Raw genomic sequence first — 19,310 nt, forward strand, 5'->3', positions numbered from 1 at the left:
AAAGCCCCGCCTGGCGAACCCAGGCGGGGCTTTTTATTGTTTGATTAAAGCTTAAAAGATCAACTTCTCCGGCACGTCCACGTCCCACAACACACCAGGATCATCCACCGCGACTTCAACCACGCGCCCCTGTGCAAACAGCGGCTTGGCCCCGCGATCACCTGACAGCGCCATCAACCCTGAACCAAAACTGCGGCCAAAACCCACCGGATGGCCATATTCGCCGTCCTGCACCGGCACACTGATACAGTCGTCAGCCACCTGCGCCGCAACGTGTTCAATGCTCGAAGGCAGGATGAACGGCATATCCCCCAACACCATCAACCACCCACCGAGCTGCGCACAAGCCGCCACGCCAGCGGCGATGCTGTCACCCATTCCCGTGGATTCGACCAGCACGATCTCGCAGCCATAAGCCTTGGCCATCCGAATCACCTGCGGGCGATCCGCCGTGGTGACCAGCACACGTTGGTCCAACGTGGCCGGCAGATTCACCAGCACCTGCTCGATCACCGAACGGACAGCGCCATCCCGCCCTTTACAGTCCGCCAGCAACTTGTCTTTTTCCTCACCCGCCACCTGCCGGAACCGACTGCCCTGCCCCGCCGCCAGAACGATGACTCCGATGGGCTCGTTCATACGCCCTCCCGCAACGGTTTTTTCTGTTTCAACTCAACACCGTTCTTGATCGCCACAATCTCGGCCATCAGCGACAACGCGATTTCCGCCGGGCTGTGGCTGCCAATGTGCAGGCCGATCGGGCCATGCAGCCGTTCGATGGACTGTTGCGACAAACCCAGCTGCGCGAGGTTTTCCCGGCGCTTGTGGCTGTTGATCCGCGAGCCCAATGCGCCAACATAGAATGCTTTGGAATCCAGGGCGGTGAGCAGCGCCATGTCGTCCAGCCGCGGGTCGTGCGTCAGCGCAACAATCGCTGTGCGCTCGTCGGTCTGGATGCTGAGCACTGCGTCGTCGGGCATGCCCGAGACGAAGCGCCCGTGCTGTTCCTCCCAACCGTAGACGAATTCAGTGCGCGGATCGCAGATCAGCACTTCGAAATCCAGCAGTCGTGCCATTTCGGCGACATATCGGGACAATTGTCCCGCGCCGATCAGTAGCAGGCGCCAGCGCGGACCATAAATGGCCCGCAGCGTCTTTCCATCAAACGTCAGCACGTCCGATTTGTCGGCCGCTTGCAAAAGCACTTTGCCCGATTCGATATCCAGCGAACGCGCGACGATTTGATGATCCTCGCAGCGCGTCAGCAACTCGGCCACCCAATCCACATCGCCGACCCGCTCTTCGGTCAAACGCAACGTGCCACCACAGGGCAAACCGAAACGTGCGGCCTCCTCGCGGGTGACGCCATAGGTAATCAACTGCACCGGCGGCCCGTCGCAGGGCATTCGACCGTCATGCAACCGCGCAATCAGGTCATCTTCGACGCAACCGCCGGACACTGAGCCGATTACGACACCGTCCTCGCGCAACGCGAGCATCGCACCCGGCGCCCGGGGCGCGGTGCCCCAGGTCTGGACCACGCTGTACAACACCACTCGCTTTCCGGCGCGGCGCCACTCCAGCACGCTGCGCAGGACGTTCAGATCGACGCTGTCCATCAGGCTTGCGCCTTGCGCCAGTCTTGCAGTTGATAGCGAACCGGCAGGTCGCGAATGCGTTTGCCGGTGGCGGCGAAGATCGCGTTACACAGCGCCGGGGCAATCGGCGGCACACCCGGCTCACCCACACCGCCCAAGGGTACGGTGCCGGGTGGTGTGACCAGATGCACAGCGACTTCCTTCGGTGCCAGCGACATGCGCGCCACTTCGTACATGTGGAAGTTATCCTGCTGGACCTTGCCATCCTTGAAGCTGATCTCGCCCAGCACCGCATTGCCCAGCCCCATCACGCAGGCGCCTTCAAACTGCGCGCGAATCCGCTCGGGATTGATCTGCGGCCCACAATCCACGGCGATGTCAGCCTTGTGCACGAGCAACGTGCCATCGTCTTTGACTTCGACCTCGATCACCGCCGCCACGTAGGTGACGAAGCTGTAATGTACCGCCAGCCCCAGGCCCCGGCCCTTCGGCAACTCGCGGCCCCAACCCGCGGCTTTGGCAGCGGTTTCCAGCACGGTACGCAGTCGCCCGGTATCGATCGGATAGCGCTCGGGCGATTCGCCGTAGTTCCATTCCTCACTCAGGGTGCGCGGATCGATCTGCCGGTCCGGTCCGAGCAACTTGATCTGGTACTTGAGCGGGTCTTGCCCGGCCTTGTGCGCCAGTTCGTCGATAAAGCTCTGGATCGCGAAACCATGCGGGATGTTCGACACCGAGCGATACCAGCCCACGCGGGTGTGCACGGTGGCTTCGGGGTTTTCCAGGCGCACATTCGGGATGGCGTAGGCCATGTTGGTGAAGCCCATGCCCAACTCGAAAGCCGCCTCGTGATTCATGCCCGGCGCGAACAATGCGGTAATGCTCGGCGCAACCGTCCGGTGCAGCCAACCTGATGGCAGGCCGTCCTTGTTCAGGCTGGCCTTGAGGTATTCGGCCGAGACGGTGTGGAAGTAGGAACAATGAATATCGTCTTCACGGGTCCATTGCACACGCACAGCCTTGCCGGGGAACTCTTTGGCGAGAATGGCCGCTTCGATGATGAAGTCGGGTTTGGACTTGCGACCGAAACCGCCGCCAAGCAAGGTCACGTTGAACGTGACGTTATCGAACGGCAGACCCAGACGCTCGCCGATCCGTTCGCGGGTGACCTGTGGCGCCTGACTTGGCCCCCACGCTTCACAGGCGCCATCCTTGTAGCGGGCGATGGCGACCATCGGCTCCATTGGCGATTGCGACAGGTGCGGCAGATAGTAGGAGGCCTCCAGCGTGCTGTCGGCGCTGCTCATGGCTTCGTCGATGTTGCCGGTATTGCGGACGACTTTGCCTGGCTTGAGGGAGGCGGCTTCGAGTTCCTTGCGGTAGGCGATCGAATCGTAGCTGGCATTGGCGCCGTCATCCCACTCGATTTTCAGCGCTTCGCGGCCCTTGATCGCCGCCCAGGTATTGTTCGCCACCACGGCGATTCCGCCCAATGGTTGGAACTCCGATGGCAGCGGACGACTTTCGATCTGCAGCACCTTGACCACGCCCGGGACTTTCATCGCCGCAGTGGCATCGAAGCTTTTGACCTTGCCACCGTAGACCGCAGGCCGGGCAATGGTGGCGTACAACATGCCGTCGAAATGCACATCGGCGCCATACACTGCCCGGCCGTTGACAATGTCGTCACCGTCGATGGCCTTGCTGCCTTCCTTGCCGATGTAGCGAAATTCCGAGGGTTGCTTGAGCTTCAGGCTGTCCCGCGGCGGAACGGCCAAGGCACCGGCGGCTGCGGCCAGCGCGCCATACTCCAGTTCACGGCCGGACGGCTTGTGGATGACTTTGTGCAGCTGCGCATGGCATTCGCCGACCGGCACTTTCCACTGATCGGCAGCGGCCTGCTCCAGCATGGTCCGCGCGGCGGCGCCACAGCGGCGCATCGGCTCGTACCAGTGGCGCATGCTGCGCGAACCGTCGGTGTCCTGGTTGCCGAAGCGCACTTCGTCACCCGGCGCCTGCCGCACTTTGACTCGCGCCCAATCAGCTTCCAGTTCATCGGCAACCACCATGGTCAGACTGGTGCGCACGCCCTGGCCCATTTCCGAACGGTTGCAAACAACGGTTACCGTGCCATCGGCGGCGATGCTGACGTACACCTTGGGGTCATCCACCCAACCATTGGGCATGCCGTCGGCGCCGAATTTCTTCACTTCTTCGGCAAACGCGTCTTGCCAGCCCCAGCTTGCGGCAACCACCAGGGCACCCGCAGCGCCCACGCCCTTGAGAAAACCACGGCGACTGAGGTTGCTCAGGGCGAAATCCATTGGTAACTGGCTCATGCCTTGGCCTCCTTCAGGTGGGTGGATGCCTGGCGGATGGCAGTCTTGATGCGGTTATAAGTGCCGCAGCGGCAGATATTGCCGACCATCGCCTCTTCGATCTGTTCGTCGCTGGGGTTCGGGTTGGTCTTGAGCAGGGCCGTGGCGGACATGATTTGTCCACCCTGGCAGTAACCGCATTGGGCCACCGCCGTATCGAGCCAGGCTTGTTGCACCACTTTACCTACCGGGTCGGCATGCAGGTTGTCGATGGTGGTGACGTTCTGTCCGACCACCGAGCCGATCGGCGTGATGCAACTACGCGCCGGCGCACCTCCGATATGAATGGTGCACGCGCCGCACAGGCCCATGCCGCAGCCGAATTTGGTGCCGTTATAGCCCGCCACGTCGCGGATAGCCCAGAGCAGCGGCATGTCCTCGGTGACGTCGAGTTGATGGTCTTGACCGTTGAGTTTCAGGGTAATCATGGGCACGCCCGCATATTTCTTGAGTTATGGGGTCGAGCAATCTGCCGTTGGATCTTGGTTCGGAACGCAGATCGGCTCAGGCTAATCGGCTCTCTTGCGCAAACGGCAGCGTCTGCACCGGGCCTTTGGTAGAACAAATCGTTTGCATCGTTAGCTGACTAAGTTAACCCAGCATTAACAAAAAAGCCCTGCACAATGGTCATTGTGCAGGGCTTGAGAATCAGTCCTGAAAGCTTAGCTTCAATACCGGTTCGGCTCCATTTCCAGTTCGACATGAAAACGTTCTGAAATGTCTTTCTGAATACGCTGCGCCAGGTCGAGCAATTGCAACCCCGTGGCGCTGCCGTAGTTGACCAGCACCAGCGCCTGCAATTTATGCACGCCCGCGTCGGCATCACGGAAACCTTTCCAGCCTGCCCGCTCGATCAGCCAACCGGCGGCGATTTTCATCTGCCCGTCGGGTTGCGCATAGGCCACCAGATCCGGGTATTGGATTTTGAGCTGCGCGACAAGCGCCGCTGGCACCAACGGATTCTTGAAGAAACTGCCGGCATTGCCCAGTACCGCCGGGTCCGGCAGTTTTTCGTTGCGAATGCTGCAAATGGCCTGGCTGACATCGCTGGCGGTCGGGTGCTCGATGCCTTGCTCGGTCAGGCGCTGACGCACCGGGCCGTATTCCAGATGCAATGGCGCGACACGGTTGAGGGCAAAGCGAACGCGCAAAATCAGCCAGCGCCCCGGTTGCTGTTTGAACAAACTGTCGCGGTAGGCGAAGTTGCACTCTTGCAGGCTGAAGTCGCGCAGTTCGCCACTCTGGCGATCAAGCGCGGTCAGACCGGCGAATACGTCCTTGATCTCGACCCCGTAAGCGCCGATGTTCTGCATGGGTGCTGCACCGACGGTGCCGGGAATCAGGCTGAGGTTTTCCAGGCCCGACAAGCCCTGTGCCAACGTGTGCTGCACGAACGGATGCCAAGGCTCACCAGCCTCGGCCTCAATCACCACGTTGTTGCCATCGTCGCTCACCACACGAATCCCGCGGGTGGCCATGCGCAGCACCAATGACTGGATATCCGCCGTCAGCAGCAAATTGCTGCCACCACCGATTACCAGCACCGGCACCTTATGCTCCAGCCCGTAGGCCAAGGCCTCCCGTACATCGGCGTCGCTATGGGCCTGGGCAAATAACCGTGCCTGGACATCCACGCCAAAGCTGTTGAACGGCTTGAGCGAAACCTGCGACCGAACCTGCAAACTCATAACCGTCCCTTCAGTTCGATCACCAGCAAATCACTGGCGCGCTCGATCAGATCCAGCACCTGCTCAAAGCCTTGGTCGCCGTCGTAATACGGGTCCGGGACTTCGTCGATTTCCACCTGATAGCGGCGCAGGAACAAATCCAGCTCAGCCTTGCCCTTTGCCGGTTGCAAAGCCTTGAGGTGGAGCAGATTGCTGTTGTCCATCGCCAGGATCAGGTCGTAGGTGGCGAAATCAGCTTTGGTCACTTGCTGGGCGCGTTGGGCTGACAGATCGTAGCCACGCAGCTTCGCCGCCGCCTGGCTGCGCTTGTCCGGCGCCCTGCCGACATGCCAGTCGCCGGTGCCGGCAGAGGCGACTTCGACCTGACCGGCCAGCCCCGCCTCACGCAGTTTGTGGCGCAACACGCCTTCAGCCGTGGGTGAACGGCAGATGTTGCCCAGGCAGACAAACAGAACCCGCATCAGGCCTCCAGCAGGCGACGAACGCGCTCAAGGTCTTCAACAGTATCGACGCCCGGAGGTGGCGCGATCAGCGCATCGGCGACGTGAATGCGCACGCCGTGCCACAGGGCCCGCAACTGTTCCAGGCACTCGGTGTTTTCCAGCCAGCATGGCCCCCAGCTGACGAAGTCATTCAGGAAACCGGCGCGGTAGGCGTAGATGCCGATATGGCGACGATACGGCACGCCTTCCGGCAATTGCTCGCGGCTCTGGGCGAACGCGTCCCGTGCCCATGGCAGCGTGGCACGACTGAAGGTCAGCGCCAGGCCATTGAGGTCGCTGACCACTTTCACCACGTTGGGATTGAACAGGGTTTCCACGTCGTCGATCGGCTCGGCCAGGGTGGCCATGCGCGCTTCGGTATGCAGAGCCAGGTTGGCGGCGACTTGATCGATCACGCTCGCCGGGATCAACGGCTCATCACCCTGGACATTGACTACGATAGCGTCAGGAGCAAGGCCCAGTTTCGCCGCGACTTCCGCCAGGCGATCGGTGCCGGAGTTGTGGTCTTCACGGGTCAGCACCACTTCGGCACCAAAGCCCTCGCAGGCCTCGACGATGCGCGCGTCATCAGTGGCAACCACCACACGCTGGGCGCTGCTTTTGCTTGCCTGTTCCCAGACGTGCTGGATCATCGGCTTGCCGGCGATCAACAGCAGCGGTTTGCCGGGCAAACGGGTGGAGGCGTAGCGCGATGGAATGACAACGGTAAAGGCTGTGGTCATTTATCCAGACGCTCGTCGGTGGTCAGGGTGCGGGCTTCGGTTTCGAGCATCACCGGAATGCCATCGCGAATCGGGTACGCGAGGCCAGCGCCCTTGCTGATCAGCTCGGTCTTGTCGGCGCTGAGCTTGAGCGGGCCTTTGCAGACCGGGCAAGCGAGGATGTCGAGCAATTTGGTGTCCATGAGCATTCCCTGGATAAAAACGGATTTAAGGCAAGAGACGAGCCGGCAACAGGCGCATCAATTGCGTATCGAACCAGGCCACGAAGGCCGGCGTCGGCACAGCATCGACCGCCAGGTACCACCAGTCGGCAGCGGCGAAGGCACGGCACTTCACCGCGTCCTTTTCGGTCATCACCAACGGCAATGACGGGGTGAAATTCAAGGCCTGCAGGCTGTATTCGGCATGGTCGGCGAACGCGTGCGGGACTGGTTGCCAGTGTAGCGTTTCGAGGGTCTTGAAGAAACGCTGCGGATTGCCGATCCCGGCCACCGCGTGCAATGCCTGGCCCGAGGGAAAGTGATCGAGGTGACGTCGTTCGCCGCTTCGCAGATTGACCAGCGCAGTGGGTTGCAATTGAAAAGCAAACCCATCCTCACGATCGGCGGTGGCGCCGTTGTAGAGCACCGCGTCCACACTTTGCAGGCGCTCGGCCGGTTCGCGCAAAGGCCCGGCCGGCAAACAACGCCGATTACCCAGGCCACGGGCGGCGTCGATCAACACCAGCTCCAGATCCCGGGCCATTCGGTAATGCTGCATGCCATCATCGGACAGGATCAAATCCAGCGGTTCACTCGCCAGCAAGGCTTTGACGGCGTTGCTGCGGTTCGGGTCGATCATCAGCGGCACGCCGGTGCGCTGGACGATCAACAGCGGTTCGTCACCGGCAATTTCCGCGCTGTGCTGCGCTTCGACTCGCCATGGCAACTGTGGCGGTTTGGCGCCGTAGCCACGACTGACCACACCGACCCGCAAACCGCTGCGCTGGCAGTGATCGATCATCCACAAAATCAACGGCGTCTTGCCGGTGCCACCGACTGTAATGTTGCCCACCACGATCAGCGGCACCGGTGGCTGATAGATTTCCCCCTCGCCCGCCAAAAAGCGTTTGCGCTTTTTATCGACCACACGCCGATACAACCACTCCAGTGGCTGCAACAGCTTCAGCGCGGGATGGCCTCGGTACCATGCGGCTAACAGGCGATCGGACATGGCCATCAGGGCGCGGGCGGCGCCGCCTCGACTGTGGTCATGCGCAAGTGGCTGAAGCCAAGTTTGCCAGCGGCGTCCATCGCGGTGACGACGGACTGATGCTGGGACTTACCATCGGCACTGATCGACAGCGGCCGGCTGGTATCGCCGTTGGACTCCTTCTGCAATGCGTCCATCAGGCTGGCCAGATCACTTTTGGGTAGCACCTGGTTGTTGACCGAGAACACGCCGTCGGCACTGATGGCGATATCCAGCGGCTTGTTCTGGTCTTCGGCGGGCGATCCACTGACCGCTTCGGGAAGATCGACACGCAGCTGGGTTTCACGGGTGAATGTGGTGGTCACAACGAAAAACAGCAGCAGGATAAACACCACATCGATCAGCGACGCGAGGTTGATGTCCACTGTTTCCCGCGGTTTGCGGCGGAATTTCACGCTTTGCCCTCAGCCAGATCCACGTCGCGGTCGCCCTGCACCACTTCGACCAGTTTGATCGCTTCCTGCTCCATCCCCACCACCAGCTCATCGATCCGGCGTTGCAGGAATCGATGGAAGAACACTGCCGGGATACCGACCATCAAACCGGCAGCCGTGGTGATCAGGGCCTTGGAGATACCACCGGCCAGCACCGACGCGTTGGTGGTCATGCCATTGCCGGTGAATGCGCTGAAAATATCGATCATGCCCAACACCGTACCGAGCAAGCCCAGCAGCGGCGCCATGGCGGCAATTGTGCCGAGCGCGTTGATGTAGCGCTCCAGATCGTGGATGACCCGTGCGGCAGCTTCTTCGATGCACTCTTTCATGATCTCGCGACCATGCTTGGAGTTGGCAAGGCCCGCGGCCAGGATTTCACCCAACGGCGAGTTGGCGCGCAGTTCCTTGAGCCTGTCCTTGTTGAGTTTCTTGTCCTTGATCCAGACCCAGACCTGACCGAGCAAATGCTCCGGCGTCACGCGGCTGGCCCGCAGGGTCCACAGACGCTCGGCAACGATTGCCATGGCCGCGATGGAACTCAGGATGATCGGCAGCATCATCCAGCCGCCGGATTTGACCAATTCCCACACAGTGTCAGTCCCCTCGAAAAAGTGCGCCACTCTAACATAGGGGGTGGACGCACCGAAGACCGTGATGTCGCATCCGGTCGGGCTTTAGTAACGCTCGGTTATTGAACCGATACTGGCGGGACGCGCCAGAACCGCCGCTCCAGACGCATCGAGCGGGGAGATTCAAACCGCCCCAGTTGCAGATGAATGGCACCTTCATGCGCACTGTCATGGATCGCAATGCCACGCTTGAGATAGCGCGCCACGACGGTTGGGTGCGGATGGCCGAATGAATTGCCATGCCCACGAGAAATCAGCACCGCTTTAGGCTGCAAGCCATTGAGCAACGCCATGGACGACGAACTGCGGCTGCCATGATGCGGTGCCTGCAACCAGTCGGTCGGTACGGCCAATGGACTGTCGAGCAGCGATCGCTCGGCGGCGGCATCGATATCACCGGTCAACAACAAGCGCTCGTCATTGGCTTCGATCTGCAAAACACAGGACTTTTGATTGCTGACACCGGCTGATGACCATTGCCAGAGCCGGAACTTCACCCCGTCCCAGATCCATTGCCGGTCGGTTTCACAGGCCTGGGCTTGCAACTCGGCAGGCAGTGCCAGCGGATCGCCACTGATGACACGCTTCACAGCCAACCCCTTGGCGACCGCCAGGGCGCCGCCGGCATGATCGGCGTCGGCGTGGCTGATCAGCATCAAATCGAGCTCTTTTACGCCAAGCTTGCGCAATGAAGGCAACACCACCCGTTCGCCCAGATCGAAATCACCGAAGCGCGGGCCGGTGTCATACAGCAAGGCCTGATGGCGAGTGCGCACCAGGATCGCCAGGCCTTGCCCGACGTCCAGCTGCCAGATGTCGGCGATTCCTTCGGGCAACTCTGCCCGTGGAGGAAACACCAGCAACAGCAGCATCGGCCACCCCAACGGACGCATTGGCACGCCCTGGGGCAACAACAGAAGTAAGGCGCCCATGGCCCCCACGCACCCTACCCAGAACGGGATCGCCATGGGCACCCACGCTGCAATCCGCCCAGCGACCAATGCCAACCCCTTGAACAAAAAATCGATCAAACCGCCCGCCAGCCACAACAGGCCTTCCCCTACGTGAGGCAGTGGCAATAACAGAGTGCCGAGCAATGCAGGAGGCAATACCAGCAGACTGATCCATGGCACTGCCAGCAAATTGACCAATGGTCCGCTGACACTGATCGGCAATCCCAGCACCAACAGCAATGGCAGCAGGCCAATCGCGATCAGCCATTGGGCGCGGGTCCAGGTTTGCCACCAGCGCCAGGGGCCGAGACGACCGCCAAAGGTAAAAATCAAAACCGCGACTGCGGCGAAGGACAGCCAGAATCCCGGTTGCAGACTGGCCAGCGGGTCTAGCAGCAATACGCCATTGAGCGCCAGCAATAACGGCCACCAGGCACCCAGGTGACGAAAACGCAGACGCCACAACAACACCAGACCGATCATCAGACAGGCACGGCGAACCGGGACTTCAAACCCGGCCAACAATCCGTAAACCAGCGCGGCGATGAATGCCAGGCCGCAAGCCCAGGGCAGCCAAGGGAGGCGAGTTGGCCAGAGTCCATAGCGGGCCAGACCGGCGATCAGCAAGTACACCACGCCCGCCAGCAATCCAATGTGCTGACCGGAAATCACCAGCAAGTGCACGGTGCCGGTGTCTTGCAACACTTGCCAGTCTTCGCGGCTGAGCCCGGCACCATCGCCCAGCACCAACGCCGCCAGTGCCCCCGTTCGACCCTGTGCATCCACCGCCAGCAATCTTTGGCGGATGCCGTCACGCCAGGCCCATCGCGCCTCAACCAGTCGCGCGCCATCCTTGACCGTACCCGTCGCACCAATGCGCTGCGCCAACAGCCAAGCTTCGTAATCGAAGGCATGCGGATTGAGCAAGCCGGCAGGACGCTTCAACTTGACCGCCAATCGCCAGCGCTCGCCACTTTTCACCGGCGGGCCGTCGTACCAGGCCAGGCGCATGAGCGACGGCACGTCTGCGTGTCGCGACGTTGCCTGCGCCAATTCAAATCGAACAACCGCCTCGCCGTTCTCGGGCAATCCCGTCACCCGCCCTTCGACCCATCGGGTTTCACCGTCCAGATCCGGCGCCAAGCGGTCATCCAATGCCCAATGGGCCTGCGCGCAACCCCAACTCAAACCGAACAGAAAAAACGCCACCGGATAAGTTCTGAACGGCAGCAACATCAAACCCACAACCGGCATCAACAGCCACAACCCGACCGGCGGCAATGCCGGTAAAAAACGCAAGGCCAGCAGACCCAACGCCAGCGCCATCATCCCTGTGCGCATAAGCCCGTCCTTGAGAGTCCCGACCTTAGGCATAGTCGTCTGGCGGCACGCTCGTCGTTATCAATTGTCACAAAGTCTGAATGGGCGCTTCATGGAATCGAGACATACTTGCCGCCTTGACCGACCGAGAATCCCTATGCCCCGGCGATTATTCAAACGTTACATGCCAGACCCGACCAGCATCAGGGAACATAAATCCTTACGCTTTCTCGGCACGCTGCTGCATGACCCGAACCTCTGGCACCTCAATCGCCACTCCGTCGCACGGGCCATGGCGGTTGGCTTGTTTGCGGCTTTTCTGCCGATTCCGTTGCAGATGCTGCTGGCCGCGACCCTTGCCATCGTGGTGCGCGGCAATATGCCGATTGCAGTAAGCCTGGTCTGGCTGACCAATCCGATCACCATGCCGGCAGTGTTCTTTTGTACCTATCAGACCGGCGCGTGGTTGCTGGATGTTCCCGCGCGGCATCTGCCGGATGAGCTGACCTGGGAATGGATCAGCGGCGAGCTGTCGACCTTGTGGCAGCCGTTTTTGCTGGGGTCGGTGGTGACGGGGGTGGTGTTGGGAGCGTTGGCTTATTGCCTGGTGATGCTGTATTGGCGCTGGTGGGTCGCGCGGCAGTGGAGGCGGCGCAAGCAGAGTCGGATGTGATGGGGTGTCTTTGAGGTTGGTCGTACGTACCGTTACAGAAACCGAGGCGACCCTCGAGCCGACCTCGCTGAGGTCGAATGCATTCCCATACGGCACCGCGCCCTTTGTGGGAGCTGGCTTGTCGGGTCGCCGCATCGCAGCGATGGCGGCCAGACAATCAGCCATGATTTTGCGGATATAGCCGTTCCCACGTAGGAGCGAGCCTGCTCGCGATGGTCGTCAACGATAACGCGCCTTGGCTGGATGGTCGCGGTGTCTGGACGTTTTTCGCGAGCAGGCTCGCTCCTACAATGGGATGGGGGGTATCAGGTAGAGATTGGTCGGCTGTCAGGCCGTCATCGCTGCGATGCGGCGACCCGACAAGCCAGCTCCCACTTGAAATGCGTACAATCCAGACAAACAGGCCGGCCGGTAGGCCGCCTCGGCCCTCTTGTTTCACCCGCCCCATCGGCAGGCTGAGTGGAGGCGTTTATCCGGGGGTGGGCGCGTAGCGCCGTGCGGCGTAGCCGCACACATCGAGAGGAGGTTGAAGCGAAGCCAACCGGAGGCGATGCCCCCGGATGAATGCCGGAGCGAAGGTACCCCGAGCCCCAGCGAGGGGCCGTACGTAAGGGGCGAGCGTTTTTTGGTTACTTTTTTTGGCGCTTGTAAAAAAGTGACTCGCCGTAAGGGCGAAACCATAAGTGGCCGTTACCGCAGAAACGGATATACACCCAAAATCCCCAAGAAAAACATCCTCAGGTCCGCATCCCCCGCCCACTCACCAACAACCGCGCACACCCAAAATACAAAATCACCGTCGCCACCACCATGAAGGCAATCGCCACGCTGATCCGGATATCCGAAACCCCAAGAATGCCGTAGCGGAAGGCGTTGACCATGTGCAGAACAGGGTTGGCCAACGACACTGTCTGCCAGAACGGCGGCAACAGCGTAATCGAATAAAACACCCCGCCCAGATAGGTCAACGGCGTCAGCACGAACGTCGGGATGATTGAAATGTCATCGAAGTTGCGCGCAAACACGGCGTTGATGAAGCCCAGCAGCGAGAAAATCGTCGCCGTCAGCACCACCACCAGGATGGTCACGCCCAGGTGATGCACTTGCAGATGGGTGAAGAACAGCGACAACAAGGTCACGATGATCCCGACCATCAACCCGCGCAACACGCCGCCCAGGACGTAGCCGATCAGAATCGTGTGTGGCGAGACCGGTGAAACCATCAGTTCTTCGATGGAACGCTGGAACTTGCTGCCGAAGAAACTCGACACCACGTTGCCGTAGGAGTTGGTGATCACCGACATCATGATCAGCCCCGGCACGATGTACTCCATGTAGGTGAAGCCGCCCATGTCGCCGATTTGCCGGCCGATCAGGTTACCAAAGATCACGAAATACAGAACCATGGTGATGGCCGGTGGCAGCAGGGTCTGCGGCCAGATCCGGGTGAAGCGCCGGATTTCGCGGTAAACGATGGTGTTGAGGGCGACGAGGTTGGGTTGCAGCTCGGAACTCATACCGCCACCTTCGACAGATTTTTCTCCACCAGGGACACGAACAACTCCTCAAGGCGATTGGTTTTATTTCGCAGGCTCAACACTTCAATATTTTGCTGGGCAAGCTGGGTGAACAGCGCAGTGATCCCCATCGACTTGTCCACCTGGACTTCCAGCGTGTGGCCGTCAAGCAGACGTGATGGATAACCGAGCAACTGGGGTGGCGCACTGAGGCTGTTCTTCAGATCCAGCAGGAAGGTCTCGACGTGCAACTGGCCGAGCAGCTGCTTCATGCTGGTGTTCTCGACGATGGTGCCGTGGTCGATGATGCCGATGTTGCGGCACAGCTGTTCAGCCTCTTCCAGGTAGTGCGTGGTGAGGATGATGGTGATGCCTTTCTGATTCAGTTCGGTGAGGAAGGTCCACATCGAACGACGCAGTTCGATGTCGACGCCGGCAGTCGGTTCGTCGAGGATCAACAGACGTGGTTCGTGAACCAGCGCGCGGGCAATCATCAGACGACGCTTCATGCCACCCGACAGTGAACGTGATGGCACGTCGCGCTTGTCCCACAGGCCGAGCTGGGTCAAGTACTGCTCAGCGCGTTCCTTGGCGACTTTCGACGGGATGCCGTAGTAACCGGCCTGGGTCACGACGATGTCGAAGGTCTTTTCGAACTGGTTGAAGTTGAATTCCTGGGGCACGACGCCAATGCAGCGCTTGAGTTGCGCAGGGTTCTTGTCCAGGTCATGACCGAAGATATTCACCGTGCCACTGGTCTTGTTCACCAGGGTCGAAAGAATGCCGATGGTCGTGGATTTGCCGGCACCGTTGGGGCCGAGCAGAGCGAAAAAGTCACCTTCGGCGACATCCAGATCGATACCACTCAAGGCCTGGAAACCGTTGCCGTAGGTTTTGGTTAGCTGCCGGATGGACAGAGCGGAACTCATATCGGATTACGCACCAAGAAGGGAAGAAAAGGATAAATAAGGGCGAGCGGCGAACAACACAACCACAGTGCACCGCCGCAATGTTGCTTGTCCCCGCCGCACAAGTACAGTCAAGCGTGTCGATAGTAAGTATTAAGTCAACGCAGTCATGACCGCTTTCTGATAGGCCGGACGCTGCTTCAAACGGGCGTACCAGGCCTGAAGATGGGGCAGCGGCGCGCGCTCGATCGGCATCTCGAACCAGGCATAAATGAAACTGCCGAGGGGAATATCGCCCATGCCGATTTCATCGCCGGACAGGTATGGTTTGTTCGCCAGCGCCTGATCGGCCATTGCCAGCAAGCCTTCGCATTCGGTGATCGCCGCCTTGATGGCAGACCAATCCTGCTGCTCTGCGGGAGTGCGCAATACGCCCCAGAACACGGTGCGAAACGGCCCGGCGAAACTGGAGGTGGTCCAGTCCATCCACTTGTCAGCAGTGGCCCGCGCTCGCAGATCGGTTGGATACCACGCGGTGTCGGCCGCATGCCTGGCCATCAGATAACGCACGATGGCGTTCGATTCCCACAACACAAAACCATCGTCCTCAATCACCGGCACACGGCCGTTGGGGTTCATGGCGCGATACTCGGGCGTATCGACAACACCAAAGGCGCCGCCCGCATCGATGGCTTCATACGCCAGCCCCAACTCTTCGGCGGCCCACAACGGCTTTCTGACATTCGATGAATTTTTCCGACCCCAGATCTTCAGCATGACCGCCTCTCGATTGATGAATGCGCAGGCAGCATACGCCGGATCAGGTTCGACTCAAATCGCTCTGCATGTCACCCAGCAACGGCGACAGTTGTTCGCCGAACAGATGCGGATAACACTTTTCCAGGTGCTCGAAAAAGAATGCCTCAGGCACATCGGCAAACTGGCCGTGATCGACGAGGTACTCCATCAGTTTCTCGCCGTCGCGGTTGAACGGATGGAAAACACTGTCATTGATGCCATCGAATTCCAGCGGCGCCACATTGAACAACTCGCAGAGTTTCTGGTTGAACGCCGGGGTCGCCTTGACCCAGCGACCCTGCAGGTAGAACTCGGTGTAGCCGTGCATGGCGAACATGTCGCTCTTGAGCAGCTCGAGCAGGCGCGGCGTCGACAAATGATTGCGCACATCCGCCAGGCCGATCCGCGCCGCAATGCCGCAATGCCGCGCGGCACCGGCCAGCAGCGTGGCTTTGGGCACGCAATAACTCTCCCCGGCCGCCAGGGCGTAACTGCCGCACAAAGTCTGCGGATCGCGACTGAAGGTGTACGGGTTGTAGCGCACGGCCTCGCGCACCGCGTAATAAAGGCTGATCGCCTGCTCAAGCGGGTCGCGACTGCTGCCACGGTGTTTTTCGGCGAACTCCACCACCGAGGGATGGTCACTATCGATGAAGCGGCCGGGGCTTAGGTACTCATGCATGCGACGATCTCCTGGGGAAGCCCCGAGTCTATCGAGAGGTTCAGCACAGAGATAACGACGTTTCGGCCAAATATGAGCGCTTAGCCGCCCGTTAAATGAACGATTTACCAGGCCTGTTGCCAACCGGACCTACAGAAATCATCCGGGATTTCCCACGTTTTCAATCACCTCGCTCCGACCCCCCTGTTTTGCGGATGCCGTCTAAGCTCTGTGGGTTGGCTCGCCCTGGTTTCACGGAGGATTAAATATGCTGCTGTTGTGGATACTGGTTCTGGTTGTCGGGATCGCTTATTTAGCCCACCGTCGCATCGTCCCGCTGCCCGCCATGGGCATCGTGGCTGTCTACCTGCTGGCAATGGGCATCTTCAGCCGCGCGCCGGGCTGGCTGTTGCTGGTTTTCTGGCTTTTGCTCGCTGCGGTCGCTGCGCCGTTACTGCTGCCTGACCTGCGCCGCAAATTCTTCAGCGCGCCGATGTTCAACTGGTTCCAGAAAACCCTGCCGCCCATGTCGCAAACCGAACGCGACGCCATTGAAGCGGGTACGGTGTGGTGGGATGGCGAACTGTTCAGTGGTCGTCCGGACTGGAACAAACTGCTGTCCTACCCCAAGGTACAACTGAGCGAAGAGGAACAGGCCTTCATTGACGGCCCGACCGAAGAACTCTGCGCCATGGTCAGTGACTACCAGATCGGTCAAACCATGGACCTGCCAGCCGAGGCCTGGACGTACATCAAGGAAAACGGTTTCTTCGCCCTGATCATCCCCAAGGAATTTGGGGGCAAAGGCTTCTCGGCGTATGCCCACTCACAAGTGGCGATGAAACTGGCCAGCCACAGTGGCGACCTCGCCTCCACCGTGATGGTCCCCAACTCCCTCGGTCCCGCTGAGTTGCTGCTGCATTACGGCACCGACGAGCAACGTAACCACTACCTGCCACGCCTGGCACGGGGCGACGATATTCCGTGTTTCGCCCTCACCGGCCCAATGGCCGGCTCCGACGCCGGCGGCATGCCCGACACCGGGGTGATCTGCAAAGGTGAGTGGGAAGGCCAGGAAACCCTGGGCCTGCGTCTTAACTGGGAAAAGCGCTACATCACCCTGGGGCCTGTCGCCACCCTGCTCGGCCTCGCCTTCAAGGCTTACGACCCGGACCATCTGCTGGGCGACAAAGAAGACCTGGGCATCAGCCTCGCGCTGATTCCGACCGACATTCCCGGCGTAGAAATCGGTCGTCGTCACCTGCCACTGGGCGCAGCGTTCATGAACGGTCCGAACTCCGGCAAGGACGTTTTCATCCCGCTGGAGTTCCTCATCGGCGGCCAGGAAATGCTCGGCAAAGGCTGGATGATGCTGATGAATTGCCTGTCGGTCGGGCGTTCGATTTCCCTGCCGGCGGTGGGTACCGGCATGGCCAAGTTCACCAGCCTGGTGACAGGCCAGTACGCGCAGATTCGCGAACAGTTCAACGTGCCGATTGCGGCGTTCGAAGGCATTCAGGAATCCATGGCCCGCATCGGCGGCAACGCCTGGATGATGGATGCCGCGCGGATGCTGACGGCCAATGCGGTGGACCTGGGCGAGAAACCTTCGGTGCTGTCGGCGATTCTCAAGTATCACCTCACCGAACGGGGCCGTGAATGCATCAGCCACGCCATGGATGTACACGGCGGCAAGGCGATCATCCAGGGACCGAACAATTACCTCGCGCGCAAATGGTGTGGCGCGCCGATTTTCATTACCGTCGAGGGCGCGAACATTCTTTCGCGCAATCTGATGATCTTCGGTCAGGGGGCCATTCGCTGCCATCCTTTCGTCCTCAAGGAAATGGCCCTGGCCACCCGTGAAGACAAGGATCAGGCACTGGTTGAATTCGATGGCCTGTTGCTCAGGCACATCGGATTTGCCGTCAGCAATGCCGCGAGCACGCTGGTGCTGAATCTCGGGTTCGGCCACCTCGAACATATGCCGGGCGACAGGCTCAGCCAGGGTTATTTCCGCGCTCTCAACCGGCAGGCTGCTGCGTTCGCATTGCTGGCCGATCTCAGCATGATGCTGCTCGGTGGCGAATTGAAACGCCGCGAACGCCTGTCGGCACGCCTGGGCGATGTACTCAGCAACATGTACCTGGCCAGCGCCGCGCTCAAGCGCTACAACGACCTCGACGCGCCGGAACACATGGAGCCGCTGTTTGCCTGGGCCATGGAGGAAAGCCTCGGCCAGGCCGAACGGGCCATGGATGAATTGCTCAACAACTTCCCGAACAAAGTCCTGGCGTGTGTGCTGCGGGTGATCGTGTTCCCGTTCGGTCGTCGCCACAAAGGGCCTTCCGACAAGCTGGGCGCACAGGTTGCTGCGGTTATCGGTCGGGCCAAAGGTGACCCGGCGCTGGAGGAAGTGCTCCTGGGTTGCTACCGCCCGCAATCGCTGGAAGACCCGGTCGGCGCCCTGCAACATGCCTGCAACCTGTCGGGCGCTGCGCAATCCTTGCAGAAAAAACTGCATGTGGCGCTCAAGAGCGGTCAGGTCAAACCGGTCGCAGGCGAGCACGTGATCGATGCAGCGCTGGAGGCCGGCGTGTTGCAACCGGTGGAAGCGCAAGCCCTGCGTGACGCCGAGGCGGCGCGGCGCAAGGTGATCGATGTCGATGACTTCGACAAAGAGGAGCTGGCGATAGCCGCGGGGAAGGTCCGCTGATCAAACCGAGCCGCTACACCATGTAAAAACGGGCGCAGGAGCTTTATACTCCCGCGCCCGTTTTGCTCTTGAGGACTTATCTCGTGTCCAACATCGTTGCCGATCATCTCGTATTGCTCGACCACCTGCGCAGCATCCTGGTCGCCGTAGGTGAGGCCGAACAGGTTCCCGACGAAAGCCATGCCTTGTTCCTGGAGCGCTTCGACGAACTGCTTGCACTGCTGCCGGTCGACCCGATCGAAAGCCAATACCTGGGCCAGGACATCCTGTGCCAGGTGATCACCCGCTACCCGCAAATCGCTCACCTGGTCCCGCGCGACCTGCTGTGGTACTTCGCTGGCGACTGCCTGCACTACATGCCTGATGACGAAATCGATCTGTATCAGGCATTGGAAGAACGTCGCTTCGAAGCCGAACAGAACGACGAGCCGTTTGACTGGAACCAGGAAAAGCAGCTACTGGCGTTGTCCAACCAGGACAGCAAGCACTGATCTGAAAGACGCTGTATGAAAAGGCCCGCATGCTGAACATGCGGGCCTTTTTGTTTTGCCGACAGAT

The 19,310-nt window shown here is 60.4% G+C and carries 19 protein-coding genes; 3 read left to right on the forward strand and 16 right to left on the reverse strand.

Going from position 1 to position 19,310, the window contains the following annotated elements; genetic code table 11:
• Positions 1 to 51 precede the first annotated feature (51 nt).
• The 12 genes from ASD60_RS21670 to ASD60_RS21725 all read right to left on the reverse strand — a co-directional run bounded on the left by ASD60_RS21670 (position 52) and on the right by ASD60_RS21725 (position 11,500).
• Positions 52 to 639, reverse strand: coding sequence for a nucleotidyltransferase family protein (locus ASD60_RS21670; protein WP_056855941.1), 588 nt, complete (start codon positions 637 to 639; stop codon positions 52 to 54).
• Positions 636 to 1,619: an XdhC family protein gene (locus ASD60_RS21675; RefSeq protein WP_056855942.1), complete on the reverse strand. Its 984-nt coding sequence runs from the start codon at positions 1,617 to 1,619 to the stop codon at positions 636 to 638. Before ASD60_RS21675 ends, ASD60_RS21670 begins: the two co-directional genes overlap by 4 nt.
• Positions 1,619 to 3,937 (reverse strand): xanthine dehydrogenase family protein molybdopterin-binding subunit, encoded by a 2,319-nt coding sequence (locus ASD60_RS21680; RefSeq protein WP_056855943.1) that lies wholly within the window; start codon positions 3,935 to 3,937, stop codon positions 1,619 to 1,621. Before ASD60_RS21680 ends, ASD60_RS21675 begins: the two co-directional genes overlap by 1 nt.
• Positions 3,934 to 4,404 carry a (2Fe-2S)-binding protein gene (locus tag ASD60_RS21685; RefSeq protein ID WP_056855944.1) on the reverse strand — a complete coding sequence of 157 codons (471 nt, stop codon included), beginning with the start codon at positions 4,402 to 4,404 and terminating at the stop codon, positions 3,934 to 3,936. Before ASD60_RS21685 ends, ASD60_RS21680 begins: the two co-directional genes overlap by 4 nt.
• A 240-nt stretch (positions 4,405 to 4,644) precedes the next feature.
• A complete protein-coding gene (murB, locus tag ASD60_RS21690) occupies positions 4,645 to 5,664 on the reverse strand; it encodes a UDP-N-acetylmuramate dehydrogenase (RefSeq protein WP_056855945.1) in 1,020 nt (339 codons plus the stop codon).
• The gene (locus tag ASD60_RS21695) at positions 5,661 to 6,125 is read right to left on the reverse strand and encodes a low molecular weight protein-tyrosine-phosphatase (protein WP_056855946.1); all 465 of its coding nucleotides are present in this window, start codon (positions 6,123 to 6,125) and stop codon (positions 5,661 to 5,663) included. The genes murB and ASD60_RS21695 overlap by 4 nt, the downstream gene beginning before the upstream one ends.
• On the reverse strand, positions 6,125 to 6,889 hold the full coding sequence (gene kdsB, locus ASD60_RS21700) for a 3-deoxy-manno-octulosonate cytidylyltransferase (protein WP_056855947.1): 765 nt from the start codon (positions 6,887 to 6,889) through the stop codon (positions 6,125 to 6,127). Before kdsB ends, ASD60_RS21695 begins: the two co-directional genes overlap by 1 nt.
• On the reverse strand, positions 6,886 to 7,071 hold the full coding sequence (locus ASD60_RS21705; RefSeq protein WP_007945752.1) for a Trm112 family protein: 186 nt from the start codon (positions 7,069 to 7,071) through the stop codon (positions 6,886 to 6,888). Before ASD60_RS21705 ends, kdsB begins: the two co-directional genes overlap by 4 nt.
• 25 nt (positions 7,072 to 7,096) lie before the next feature.
• A complete protein-coding gene (gene lpxK / locus ASD60_RS21710; protein ID WP_056855948.1) occupies positions 7,097 to 8,107 on the reverse strand; it encodes a tetraacyldisaccharide 4'-kinase in 1,011 nt (336 codons plus the stop codon).
• Complete coding sequence (locus ASD60_RS21715) at positions 8,107 to 8,535, reverse strand: ExbD/TolR family protein (protein ID WP_056855949.1); 429 nt, start codon at positions 8,533 to 8,535, stop codon at positions 8,107 to 8,109. Before ASD60_RS21715 ends, lpxK begins: the two co-directional genes overlap by 1 nt.
• Complete coding sequence (locus tag ASD60_RS21720) at positions 8,532 to 9,167, reverse strand: MotA/TolQ/ExbB proton channel family protein (RefSeq protein WP_056855950.1); 636 nt, start codon at positions 9,165 to 9,167, stop codon at positions 8,532 to 8,534. The genes ASD60_RS21715 and ASD60_RS21720 overlap by 4 nt, the downstream gene beginning before the upstream one ends.
• Positions 9,168 to 9,265: 98 nt before the next feature.
• Positions 9,266 to 11,500, reverse strand: coding sequence for a DNA internalization-related competence protein ComEC/Rec2 (locus ASD60_RS21725; protein ID WP_056855951.1), 2,235 nt, complete (start codon positions 11,498 to 11,500; stop codon positions 9,266 to 9,268).
• 136 nt (positions 11,501 to 11,636) lie between these two features.
• On the opposite strand from ASD60_RS21725, the gene ASD60_RS21730 reads away from it, so the two are divergent.
• Positions 11,637 to 12,152 (forward strand): DUF2062 domain-containing protein, encoded by a 516-nt coding sequence (locus tag ASD60_RS21730; protein WP_056855952.1) that lies wholly within the window; start codon positions 11,637 to 11,639, stop codon positions 12,150 to 12,152.
• A 737-nt stretch (positions 12,153 to 12,889) separates the two neighbouring features.
• On the opposite strand, the gene ASD60_RS21735 is transcribed toward ASD60_RS21730, so the two are convergent.
• The 4 genes from ASD60_RS21735 to ASD60_RS21750 form a co-directional block, all read right to left on the reverse strand.
• Complete coding sequence (locus ASD60_RS21735) at positions 12,890 to 13,669, reverse strand: ABC transporter permease (RefSeq protein WP_056855953.1); 780 nt, start codon at positions 13,667 to 13,669, stop codon at positions 12,890 to 12,892.
• A complete protein-coding gene (locus ASD60_RS21740; RefSeq protein WP_056855954.1) occupies positions 13,666 to 14,598 on the reverse strand; it encodes an ABC transporter ATP-binding protein in 933 nt (310 codons plus the stop codon). Before ASD60_RS21740 ends, ASD60_RS21735 begins: the two co-directional genes overlap by 4 nt.
• Positions 14,599 to 14,730: 132 nt before the next feature.
• Positions 14,731 to 15,354: a glutathione S-transferase family protein gene (locus ASD60_RS21745; protein WP_056855955.1), complete on the reverse strand. Its 624-nt coding sequence runs from the start codon at positions 15,352 to 15,354 to the stop codon at positions 14,731 to 14,733.
• Between the two features lie 43 nt (positions 15,355 to 15,397).
• The gene (locus ASD60_RS21750) at positions 15,398 to 16,057 is read right to left on the reverse strand and encodes a transglutaminase-like domain-containing protein (protein WP_056855956.1); all 660 of its coding nucleotides are present in this window, start codon (positions 16,055 to 16,057) and stop codon (positions 15,398 to 15,400) included.
• 247 nt (positions 16,058 to 16,304) lie between these two features.
• Between ASD60_RS21750 and ASD60_RS21755 the strand changes: the two genes are divergently transcribed.
• Together ASD60_RS21755 and ASD60_RS21760 are read left to right on the forward strand one after the other, a co-directional pair.
• Positions 16,305 to 18,752 (forward strand): acyl-CoA dehydrogenase, encoded by a 2,448-nt coding sequence (locus ASD60_RS21755; protein ID WP_056855957.1) that lies wholly within the window; start codon positions 16,305 to 16,307, stop codon positions 18,750 to 18,752.
• Positions 18,753 to 18,835: 83 nt separating this feature from the next.
• Complete coding sequence (locus ASD60_RS21760) at positions 18,836 to 19,243, forward strand: PA2817 family protein (RefSeq protein WP_007972361.1); 408 nt, start codon at positions 18,836 to 18,838, stop codon at positions 19,241 to 19,243.
• Positions 19,244 to 19,310: the final 67 nt, after the last annotated feature.

The sequence above is a fragment of the Pseudomonas sp. Root562 genome, assembly GCF_001427125.1.
Taxonomy (GTDB): Bacteria; Pseudomonadota; Gammaproteobacteria; order Pseudomonadales; family Pseudomonadaceae; genus Aquipseudomonas.

Excerpts from the sequence above, each read along its gene's own strand:
- ASD60_RS21670 (WP_056855941.1), bottom strand. The coding sequence starts at position 639 with ATGAACGAGCCCATCGGAGTCATCGTTCTGGCGGCGGGGCAGGGCAGT.
- ASD60_RS21675 (WP_056855942.1), bottom strand. The coding sequence starts at position 1,619 with ATGGACAGCGTCGATCTGAACGTCCTGCGCAGCGTGCTGGAGTGGCGC.
- ASD60_RS21680 (WP_056855943.1), bottom strand. The coding sequence starts at position 3,937 with ATGAGCCAGTTACCAATGGATTTCGCCCTGAGCAACCTCAGTCGCCGT.
- ASD60_RS21685 (WP_056855944.1), bottom strand. The coding sequence starts at position 4,404 with ATGATTACCCTGAAACTCAACGGTCAAGACCATCAACTCGACGTCACC.
- murB (WP_056855945.1), bottom strand. The coding sequence starts at position 5,664 with ATGAGTTTGCAGGTTCGGTCGCAGGTTTCGCTCAAGCCGTTCAACAGC.
- ASD60_RS21695 (WP_056855946.1), bottom strand. The coding sequence starts at position 6,125 with ATGCGGGTTCTGTTTGTCTGCCTGGGCAACATCTGCCGTTCACCCACG.
- kdsB (WP_056855947.1), bottom strand. The coding sequence starts at position 6,889 with ATGACCACAGCCTTTACCGTTGTCATTCCATCGCGCTACGCCTCCACC.
- ASD60_RS21705 (WP_007945752.1), bottom strand. The coding sequence starts at position 7,071 with ATGGACACCAAATTGCTCGACATCCTCGCTTGCCCGGTCTGCAAAGGC.
- lpxK (WP_056855948.1), bottom strand. The coding sequence starts at position 8,107 with ATGGCCATGTCCGATCGCCTGTTAGCCGCATGGTACCGAGGCCATCCC.
- ASD60_RS21725 (WP_056855951.1), bottom strand. The coding sequence starts at position 11,500 with ATGCGCACAGGGATGATGGCGCTGGCGTTGGGTCTGCTGGCCTTGCGT.
- ASD60_RS21730 (WP_056855952.1), top strand. The coding sequence starts at position 11,637 with ATGCCCCGGCGATTATTCAAACGTTACATGCCAGACCCGACCAGCATC.
- ASD60_RS21735 (WP_056855953.1), bottom strand. The coding sequence starts at position 13,669 with ATGAGTTCCGAGCTGCAACCCAACCTCGTCGCCCTCAACACCATCGTT.
- ASD60_RS21740 (WP_056855954.1), bottom strand. The coding sequence starts at position 14,598 with ATGAGTTCCGCTCTGTCCATCCGGCAGCTAACCAAAACCTACGGCAAC.
- ASD60_RS21745 (WP_056855955.1), bottom strand. The coding sequence starts at position 15,354 with ATGCTGAAGATCTGGGGTCGGAAAAATTCATCGAATGTCAGAAAGCCG.
- ASD60_RS21750 (WP_056855956.1), bottom strand. The coding sequence starts at position 16,057 with ATGCATGAGTACCTAAGCCCCGGCCGCTTCATCGATAGTGACCATCCC.
- ASD60_RS21755 (WP_056855957.1), top strand. The coding sequence starts at position 16,305 with ATGCTGCTGTTGTGGATACTGGTTCTGGTTGTCGGGATCGCTTATTTA.